Annotated in this window: 9 protein-coding genes; 3 read left to right on the top strand and 6 right to left on the bottom strand. The window is 71.0% G+C overall.

The window, feature by feature from the left end; all coding sequences use genetic code 11:
* The first annotated feature begins 190 nt into the window (after positions 1 to 190).
* The gene (gene argS / locus KBX53_RS12915; RefSeq protein ID WP_210859408.1) at positions 191 to 1,936 is read left to right on the top strand and encodes an arginine--tRNA ligase; all 1,746 of its coding nucleotides are present in this window, start codon (positions 191 to 193) and stop codon (positions 1,934 to 1,936) included.
* Positions 1,937 to 1,957: 21 nt separating this feature from the next.
* Here the strand turns inward: argS and KBX53_RS12910 are convergent, their stop codons facing one another.
* The 3 genes from KBX53_RS12910 to KBX53_RS12900 all read right to left on the bottom strand — a co-directional run bounded on the left by KBX53_RS12910 (position 1,958) and on the right by KBX53_RS12900 (position 4,832).
* A complete protein-coding gene (locus KBX53_RS12910; protein WP_030333934.1) occupies positions 1,958 to 2,299 on the bottom strand; it encodes a helix-turn-helix transcriptional regulator in 342 nt (113 codons plus the stop codon).
* 201 nt (positions 2,300 to 2,500) lie between these two features.
* Positions 2,501 to 3,694: an endo-1,4-beta-xylanase gene (locus tag KBX53_RS12905; protein ID WP_210859399.1), complete on the bottom strand. Its 1,194-nt coding sequence runs from the start codon at positions 3,692 to 3,694 to the stop codon at positions 2,501 to 2,503.
* A 316-nt stretch (positions 3,695 to 4,010) separates the two neighbouring features.
* The gene (locus KBX53_RS12900) at positions 4,011 to 4,832 is read right to left on the bottom strand and encodes a PIG-L family deacetylase (protein ID WP_210859398.1); all 822 of its coding nucleotides are present in this window, start codon (positions 4,830 to 4,832) and stop codon (positions 4,011 to 4,013) included.
* A 191-nt stretch (positions 4,833 to 5,023) separates the two neighbouring features.
* Here KBX53_RS12900 and KBX53_RS12895 point away from each other — a divergent pair, with 191 nt between their 5' ends.
* Complete coding sequence (locus tag KBX53_RS12895) at positions 5,024 to 5,929, top strand: alpha/beta fold hydrolase (protein WP_210859387.1); 906 nt, start codon at positions 5,024 to 5,026, stop codon at positions 5,927 to 5,929.
* Between the two features lie 4 nt (positions 5,930 to 5,933).
* Here KBX53_RS12895 and prfH read toward each other — a convergent pair whose 3' ends face one another.
* The gene (gene prfH, locus KBX53_RS12890; RefSeq protein ID WP_210859385.1) at positions 5,934 to 6,563 is read right to left on the bottom strand and encodes a peptide chain release factor H; all 630 of its coding nucleotides are present in this window, start codon (positions 6,561 to 6,563) and stop codon (positions 5,934 to 5,936) included.
* Complete coding sequence (locus KBX53_RS12885) at positions 6,560 to 7,747, bottom strand: RNA ligase RtcB family protein (protein ID WP_210859383.1); 1,188 nt, start codon at positions 7,745 to 7,747, stop codon at positions 6,560 to 6,562. Before KBX53_RS12885 ends, prfH begins: the two co-directional genes overlap by 4 nt.
* 171 nt (positions 7,748 to 7,918) lie before the next feature.
* Between KBX53_RS12885 and KBX53_RS12880 the strand changes: the two genes are divergently transcribed.
* A complete protein-coding gene (locus tag KBX53_RS12880) occupies positions 7,919 to 8,449 on the top strand; it encodes an adenylate kinase (protein ID WP_210859381.1) in 531 nt (176 codons plus the stop codon).
* A 153-nt stretch (positions 8,450 to 8,602) separates the two neighbouring features.
* Here the strand turns inward: KBX53_RS12880 and KBX53_RS37290 are convergent, their stop codons facing one another.
* Positions 8,603 to 8,716, bottom strand: a complete 114-nt coding sequence (locus tag KBX53_RS37290) for an LPXTG cell wall anchor domain-containing protein (RefSeq protein ID WP_369010002.1) — start codon at positions 8,714 to 8,716, stop codon at positions 8,603 to 8,605.
* Positions 8,717 to 8,780 lie beyond the last annotated feature (64 nt).

Genomic DNA, 8,780 nt, shown 5'->3' with positions numbered 1-8,780 from the left:
CCACCGGACTGTCGGGTGACGTCCAGGTCGGTGCGGGGCGACGCCGGCGATCCGTCGCCCGCCCGCGCTGACCTGTTCCTGCGACTGGCGGATCGAGCCGCCGGTCGTTCGCTGGTCGTCCTCGGTCCGCCCGCATCTCCCCGTCAACGGCTCGCGTGACAGCGCGGGTCCGAGCGAGATCGGCGTACCCATGGATCTTGAAAAGTTGTTGTCCGACCGGCTGGCACCGGCGTTCGCGGCGGTGGCCGGCGGCCCGGTCGACCCGCTGGTGCGGCGGTCCGGGCGCGCGGACTACCAGTCCGACGCGGCGCTGGCGCTGGCCCGGCGGCTCGGTCGCCCGCCGCGGGACATCGCCGGCGCGGTGCTGGCCCACGCGGTGCTCGACGACATCGGCGTGTCGGCCGAGGTCTCCGGGCCGGGTTTCATCAACCTGACACTCGCCGACCGGGCGCTGGCCGACCTGGTCGCCGGGCTGGCGGGCGACGCCCGGCTCGGCGTGCCGTCGACGGCGACGCCGCAGACCGTGGTGGTCGACTACTCGGCGCCCAACGTGGCGAAGGAGATGCACGTCGGGCACCTCCGCTCGACCGTCATCGGTGACGCGGCGGTGCGGCTGCTGACCTGGCTCGGGCACCGGGTGGTGCGGGTCAACCACCTGGGTGACTGGGGGACACCGTTCGGCATGCTGATCGAGCACCTGATCGACCTCGGTGAGGCCGAGGCCGCGCAGCACCTGTCGATGGGCGACCTGGACACCTTCTATCGGGCGGCCCGCGTGAAGTTCGACGAAGACGAGGCGTTCCGGGAACGGTCCCGGCTGCGGGTGGTCGCGTTGCAGGGCGGCGACGAGCGGACCCGGCGGCTGTGGCGGCTGCTGGTGACGCAGTCCGAGCGGTACTTCCTGACCGTGTACGACCTGCTCGACGTGGGGTTGTCCGGCGACGACTTCCGGGGCGAGAGCGCCTACAACCATCTGCTCGCTGGTGTCGTCGACGACCTGGACCGGCTGGGGCTGCTGCGGCCCAGCGGTGGGGCCGAGTGCGTCTTCCCGCCCGGGTTCACCGGCCGGGACGGCGCGCCGTTGCCGCTGATCGTGCGCAAGAGTGACGGTGGGTACGGCTATCCGGCCACCGACCTGGCCGCGCTGCGGCAGCGCGTCGGCGAGCTGGGCGCGACCCGGCTGCTGTACGTCGTCGGCCTGCCGCAGCGGCAGCACTTCGCGATGGTGTTCGCCGTCGCCGAGGCGGCCGGTTGGCTCCACCCACCGGTCCGGGCCGAGCATCTGGGCTTCGGGTCCATCCTCGGCGCCGACGGTCGGATGCTGCGTAGCCGGGCCGGTGAGTCGGTGAAGCTGGTCGGCCTGCTGGAGGAGGCGGTCGCCCGCGCCACCGACCTGGCCCGCAGCAGAAACCCGGACCTGGACACCGAAGCCGCCGCCGAGATCGGCCGCGCGGTGGGCATCGGCGCGATCAAGTACGCGGACCTGTCCGTCGACCGGACCAAGGATTACGTCCTGGACTGGGAGCGGATGCTCGCGCTGGACGGCAACACCGCGCCCTACCTCCAGTACGCGTACGCCCGGATCCGGTCGGTGCTGCGGCGGGCCGGGACCGCCGCGCAGCCGGATGCGCCGATCGTCCTCGCGCGGCCGGATGCGCCGATCGTCTTCGCGCAGCCGGCGGAGCGGGCGCTCGCGGTCGAGCTGCTCGGCTTCGCCGGGGTGGTCGGCGAGGTGGAGCGGAGCCTCGAACTCCACCAGCTCGCCGGGTACCTGCACCGGCTGGCTACCGCGTTCAGCGCGTTCTACGAGCGCTGCCCGGTGCTGCGCGCGTCGGACGAACTGCGGGAGAGCCGGCTGCTGCTGGCCGGGCTGACCGCCCGGACCCTGCGGCAGGGGCTGGACCTGCTCGGCATCCGAACGTTGGCGCGGATGTGACGGGCCGGCTCCCCGGCCCGGTCAGCGGGCCCGCTTCGTCGCCCGCTTCCGGGGTGGCGTCAACAGGTCGGCGATCTGCGCGATCGCGGCGGGCACCAGGCGGTAGTACGCCCAGACCCCACGCTTGTCGCGTTCGAGCAGGCCGGCCTCGGTGAGGATCCGAAGGTGATGACTCACCGTCGGTTGAGAGAGATTGAGCGCCGACGTGAGGTCACTCACTGACGCCTCACCCTCCGGCGCGGACTGGATCAGGCTGAGCAACCGGAGTCGCGCCGGATCGGCGAAGGCCTTCAGCACCCCCGCTAGCCGCTCGGCATCGGCCCGCTTGATGGGATCGCCGGTGAGCGGCGAGATCGCAGGCATGGCAGTTTTCGCAGTTCCCACGCCTGCCATAGTGACACCAACACCATCAATAAACCGGCAGAAACCGACACCAGCCCTCCGATGGCGTCCAGATGGCGCAACGACGCCACCGAACGTGAGTCGAACGCCGACGTCCGTGGTGGCAGACGGGCCGCGTGGAGCTTCGGCAAGCTCCACACGGCCCGTCCGGCGAGATGCGTGTCAGCGGCGCGGTTTGGGGGCGACGCGGGGCAGGACGTACGGCGGCCCAGCGAAGATCAGGTCGGACTTCAACTCGTAATAGGCCCGCTTGGGCTGGTAGTTCTCGTCGTAGATGGTGGCCAGGCCCTCCGGCGGGTCGCTGAACCAGCCGGGCACCCACGAGTGGTTGTCACTGAAACCCCAGACCGTGTACGACAGGCAACTCCGCACGGCGAGGCACGCCTTCATCAGCACGCTGAAATTGGCGGCCGACGCCTGGAGCCGCGGGTTGATCTCCTCCGAGTTGCCCGCCTGGACGCCCGCCGTCAGTTGACTGCGGACGTCGACCTCGGTGAACGCCGTCGCGACGCCGAGCCCGCTGAACTTCTTCAGCGCCGCCGTCACCTGGAGGGTGTCGAAGTTGCCGTACTGGGTGCCCAGGTGGCCCTGGGCGCCGACGCCGTCGATCGGGACACCCTGAGCGCGCAGGCTCTTGGTCATGTCGTACACGAACTGGGTCTTGTCGTCGGCCGGGTTGCCCGAGCCGAACGCCTCGATGTTGTAGTCGTTGTAGAACAGCAGCGCCTTCGGGTCGGCGGCCCGTGCCCAGCGGAACGCGTCGGCGATGTAGCCGGGCCCCAGGTTCTGCGCCCAGAAACCCTTGTAGTGCAGTGTCGACGGGGTGTCCCAGGGGTCGCTGACCGCCTCGTTGACCACGTCCCACTGCCAGATCTTGCCCTTGTAGCGGTTGACGACAGTGGTGATGTGCTTGCGCAGCAGCTCGCGCAACTCCTGCTTGCTGATGGAGCCGTCGGCGACGCCACTGGTCAGCCAGGCGGGCAACTGGTTGTGCCAGACCAGCACGTGACCACGCACGCTCTGCCGGTTGCGCTTGGCGAACTCCACGAACTCGTCGGCCGGAGCCCAGTTGTAGGTGCCACGGGTGGGCTCCAGGCTCTCCCACTTCATCACGTTCTCGGCGGTGACCGAGGCGAACTCGGTGGAGGCCAGCTTGCGGTACTGGGGGTCGCTGGCGTCGTTGAGGGCGTCCATGTCCACCGCGGTGCCGACGTGCAGACCGTGGCGCAGGCCGAGGGTGGCGAGGCTCTGCGTCATGGGGTCGTACGGCCGGCTCGCGGTGGCCGGCACCGTGTTCAGCGTCGCGACAGTCGCGACGGCGACCAGGCCGACGGTCGACCACTGCCTTAGCTTCATGTGCCTTCCTTCCAAACGATCAATGGGAATGTGTCGATCAAGGAGGCGAGGGTCCGGTGCTGGCCGGCGGGAACGTGGTCGGGTGGGCGGGCGACACCGGTAGTTCCGGCCGGAAACCGGAAACCCGCTCGAAACGTTAAGCCGATCTATGTCTGGGCGTCAACGGTGAAAACTTCCGGAAATTCATCACATGACCTGCGCAGCCCTGGGCCACCAAGCGTCGAAACTTCCGGGATCAGCTTCCGGCCCCGGCGCACGCCGGTGGCATCGTCGACGCGGTGGTCGACGATGCCCCGGTGCCGTTGGGTAAGACCGGTCAGCGCAGGCCGGCGAAGAGGTCGTCCTCGGGGGTCGGCGCGCCGGTCCGATCCCGGACCCGCAGGAAGGTCTCCACGCCCATCAGCTCGGTGAACCGCTCCTGACCGAGTTGCAGGAAGAAGATGTTCTCGGTCTGACTGGCGTGCGTGGCCAGCGCGTTGAACTTCTGCGCGCCGAACTTGCTCGTGTCGACCCAGGTGGTGATCTCGTCGTCGGGGAGGCCGAGCTGCGGCTGCGACGCGTCCGGCTCGGCCCAGTCGACGCCGAGCTCCTTCATGATCCGACCGAACTCCGCGAACGCCGTACGCGGCACCGTGGTCCAGTAGACCTTCGCCGGGACGTCCGTCTGCTCGACGGCGGCCATGGTGATCCGATGCGCCTGGATGTGGTCCGGGTGGCCGTAGAAACCGTTCTCGTCGTACGTGACGATCACGTCCGGCTGGTACTGCCGGATCAGCTCCGCGAGCCGGGTCGCCGCCTCCGCCACCGGGGTCGTCCAGAACGCGCCGGGCTGGTCGTTGGTCGGCCAGCCCATCATCCCCGAGTCGGCGTAGCCGAGGGTCTCCAGGTGGGTGACGTTCAGCGCCGCGCAGCTGGCCTCCAGCTCGGCCTGACGCATCGCCACCACGGCGGCCGGGTCGTGCCCCTCCTCGCCCGGCTTGACCCCACCCGGGCCGTCCCCACATCGCCCGTCGGTGCAGGTCACCAGCACGGTGGTGACCCCCTCGGCGGCATAGCGGGCGAGGACGCCGCCGGTGCTCGTCGCCTCGTCGTCGGGGTGGGCGTGCACCGCCATCAGGGTCAGAGGTCGCTCAGCCATGCCAACACCCTACGGTTCCGCGGCTACCACTCCACGACCTCCACCCGCAACGACGGCGGGGAGCGGGCATCCTACCCAGTTCGGCATCCGCGCAGCGGTCCTTGTGTGAACGGTGATCACGTCCCGGGCGGGTCGCTAGATTCGGCCGTGATCAGCCCAACCGAGCAGGTCCGGACGTGGGGAGAGAGCCGATGGCAAGAGCCGCTGGCGGGTTCACCGACCTGCGACAGGTCGAGGCCGGACTCCTGAACGTGGGGTACGTGGACGCCGGGCCGCTCGACGGGGACCCGGTGATCCTCCTGCACGGGTGGCCCTACGACATCCACAGCTTCCTCGACGTCGTACCGCTGCTCACCGCTGCCGGTCACCGGGTCGTCGTCCCGTACCTGCGGGGTTACGGCACGACCCGGTTCCTCTCCGACGACACCATGCGCAACGGCGAACCGGCGGCGATGGGGCTCGACCTCATCGCCCTGATGGACGCCCTGAAGATCGACACCGCGAAGCTGGCCGGCTTCGACTGGGGCGCGCGGACCGCCGATGTCGTGGCCGCGCTGTGGCCCGAACGCTGCCGAGGGCTGGTCTCGGTCAGCGGCTACCTGATCGCCAGCCAGGAATCCGGTAAGGCGCCGCTGCCGCCGAAGGCGGAGTTGGCGTGGTGGTACCAGTACTACTTCGCCACCGAGCGCGGGCGGGAAGGTTACGACAAGAACCGGCGCGCCTTCAACAAGCTGATCTGGCACACCGCGTCCCCCCGGTGGACCTTCGACGACGCGACCTACGACCGCAGCGCCGCGGCGTTCGACAACCCCGACCACGTCGACATCGTGATTCACAACTACCGGTGGCGGATGGCCCTCGCCGACGGCGAGGCACAGTACGACGAGATCGAGCAGCGCCTCGCCGGGCAACCGAAGATCAACGTGCCCAGCATCTCCATGGAAGGCGACGCCAACGGTGCGCCCCACGTCGAGCCCACCGTCTACGCCAAGCAGTTCACCGGGCCGTACGAGCACCGGACCGTGGGCGGCGGCGTCGGGCACAACCTGCCGCAGGAGGCGCCGCAGGCCTTCGCGGACGCGGGGCTGGAGGTCTGAGTCGCTAGCCTCCCGGCCGCCGGGGCGGCGGACGTTCCACCCGCACCGGGTCGCCGCGGACCAGCCCGTCGTGGATGCGCCAGCGGGCGGTGGTGACGGCCCGCCGGGCCGCCTCGTCGCCCTGCTCGACGCGTTGGCGCAGCAGCTCCACCGCGATCCGGCGGTTGAGACTGAACTGCCGCTCCTCGTCCACCACGACGACGATGCCCGAGGGGCGGTGCGTCGCGCGTACCGCGGTGCTGGCCTTGTTCCGGTGCTGACCACCCGGCCCGCCGGTGCGGCAGGCGACGACGTCGACGTCCGCGTCGCGGAACGTCGTGGGTCGGGCGTCGCGTTCGGGTGGCTGGGCGGTGACGTACCAGTTCTTCCGGCCGTTGCCCGACCGGTACGGGCTGGGGGCCTGCCAGCACAGCGTCCCGGTCCACGACGCCGCGAACGCCTCGGCGTCGGCGCCGGAGATCCGGATCAGCACCGACCGGTAGGTGCCGGCGCGGTCACCGGGCACCGCGTGCACCTGCTGGATCGTCAGACCTCGGCGGGTGCCCTCACTCCGCAGGCGGTGCAGCAGCTGACCCAGTGCCCAGGCGCACTCCTGCGGCCCCCGTCCGGCCGACAGCAGCAGGAACACGTTCACGACCGGCCCCGCCTGCCGCGGTGTCCCCGCCGGTCCGCTCGGGCGGCGGACCCGGGGTCGGGCGTCTTGTAGGTGACCAGAGGCGTCGTGCTGACCACCGGCGTGGCCAGGCGGTGCGCGACCAGGTCGGCGATCACCTGCTCGATGCGCTTGTACGCCGTGGGCGCCTCCTCGAAGAGCAGCTGCCGGTCACCGCACACCACCAGCGACCCGACCGGGGTACGCCGCAGCTCCTCGACGGTGTGCTTGGCCCGGCCCCGCCGCAGGGCGTCGGCGCGCGACATCTTGCGGCCGGCGCCATGGGCCACGGAATGGTTGGCGTCCGGCCCGGCGTGCGCGGCCACCAGGTAGGACGCCGTGCCCCGGGTGCCGGCGATCAGAACGTCGCGCCCGTCACCCGGCGCCGCGCCCTTGCGGTGCAGGTAGACCCCGTCCTGAACCTCGACCAGGTTGTGGCACTGATCGACGATCGGGGCGGTGGGCTCGGCCCCCAACGCGTGCGCCACCCGGGCGGCCAGCACCCGGCGGTTGAGCGAACCCCAGCGCACGGCGTCGTCGTGGCTGCGCAGGTAGGCGGCGGGGTCGACAGCCGGCCCGGCACCGTGGACCTCGGTGTGCGCGCGCAGGATCCGCTCGCCCAGGCCACGGGAACCGCTGTGCACGATGAGCACGAGGTCGCCCGCGTCGAGCCCGAGCCGGCCGGCGTGCCGCCCGTCGAGGATGGTGTCGACCCGGGCCAGCTCCACGAAGTGATTGCCCCGGCCGACCGTCCCGAGCCCGTCCAGGTGACCGGCCGGAACGTCACCGTCGACGGCGGCCCAGGCCGGGTCGTCGGCGTCGCGTACCGGGTCGAGCGCCTGGTCGAGGTCGGGGAACCGGGCGGCGAGCCGTTCCGGTACGGCCCGTTTCAGCTTGATCGGAAACACGGCGATGCCGCAGCCGATGTCGGAGCCCACCAGGAACGGGTACAGCACTGTCGACGCCATGGCCGCGCCGATCGGCGCGCCCTTGCCGGGATGCAGGTCCGGCATCGCGGCGACGTGCCGCATGCCGTCCAGGGCGGCGACCTGTCGACACTGGGCGAGCGCCGCGGACTCGATCCAGCTCGTCGGTGAGGCGAACACCGTGACGGTGGCCGGGGTGGACGGGGGCAGGGGCTCCCGAGGGAGGTGGTGCTGGGACAAGGAGGCTCACTTCTCGCTTGCGAACGTGGGAACGGACGGCGTCACGGCCCCGGGAGGCGTCACCGGTGGCGCGGAGCAGGGGGTGGTGTCCGTCAGTACGTCATGGCCGTCACTCTGGCCCAGGCAGGTCGGCCCGACAACTGATTTTCCTTCACGACGTACGCTGCCGCGATGAGCGCACCGCGTCGCGTCCTGGTCTACGGGGTGTACGGCTCCGGCAAGTCCACCCTCGCGGCGCGGCTGGCCGACCACCTCGGACTGCCCTGGTATCCGGTGGACGATCTGCTCTGGCAACCGGGCTGGGTCGAGGTGCCGGTCACCCAGCAGCGCAGCCGGATCGAGGAGATCTGCCGACGGGACCGCTGGATCATCGACGGGGCGTACCACGGGTGGCGGGACGTCCCGCTGGCCCGCGCCGACCTGGTCGTCGGCCTGGACTATCCACGGTGGTGCTCGTTCGGACGGTTGCTGCGCCGCACCGCCCGTCGGGTGGTCACCGGCGAGGGGATCTGCAACGGCAACCGCGAGTCGCTGAGCAGTGTGCTGTCCCGGGACTCGATCCTGCTGTGGCACGTCACCGCGTTCGGCCGGGCCCGCCGGCGGATGCGGGCCTGGCAGGCGGACCCGTCCGCGCCGCGAGTGGTGTTACTGCGCTCCCCGGCGGAGCTGGACGCTTGGCTGGCCGGCCTGCCCGGTCGATGAGGTCGCGCGGAGAGCCGCCGAACTGAGCTCTGACCGAGCTCGCACCGGGTGCCGTACTCATTCGACCAGGTGGACGCCGCCGGCCCGCTCCATCGGGGAGCGGGCCGACGATGTCACGTGGCCCGGCCGTACTCGCGCCGGCCGGGCCACCGGTCAGGACTCCTGGCGTCGACGCCGGGCGAGGAGGAACGCGAATGCGCCCAGCACGACCATCACACTTCCGACGCCGGTCATGGTCGGGACCACACCGCCACCGGTCACCGGCAGGACCGGGGCTTGGCCGCCTGGGCCACCGGGTCGACCGGGTGCACCAGGCGCGCCCGGGCTGCCA

The sequence above is a fragment of the Micromonospora sp. M51 genome (genome assembly GCF_018070305.1).
Classification (GTDB): domain Bacteria; phylum Actinomycetota; class Actinomycetes; order Mycobacteriales; family Micromonosporaceae; genus Micromonospora; species Micromonospora parva.
This window is presented reverse-complemented; position numbering and strand designations above follow the sequence as displayed.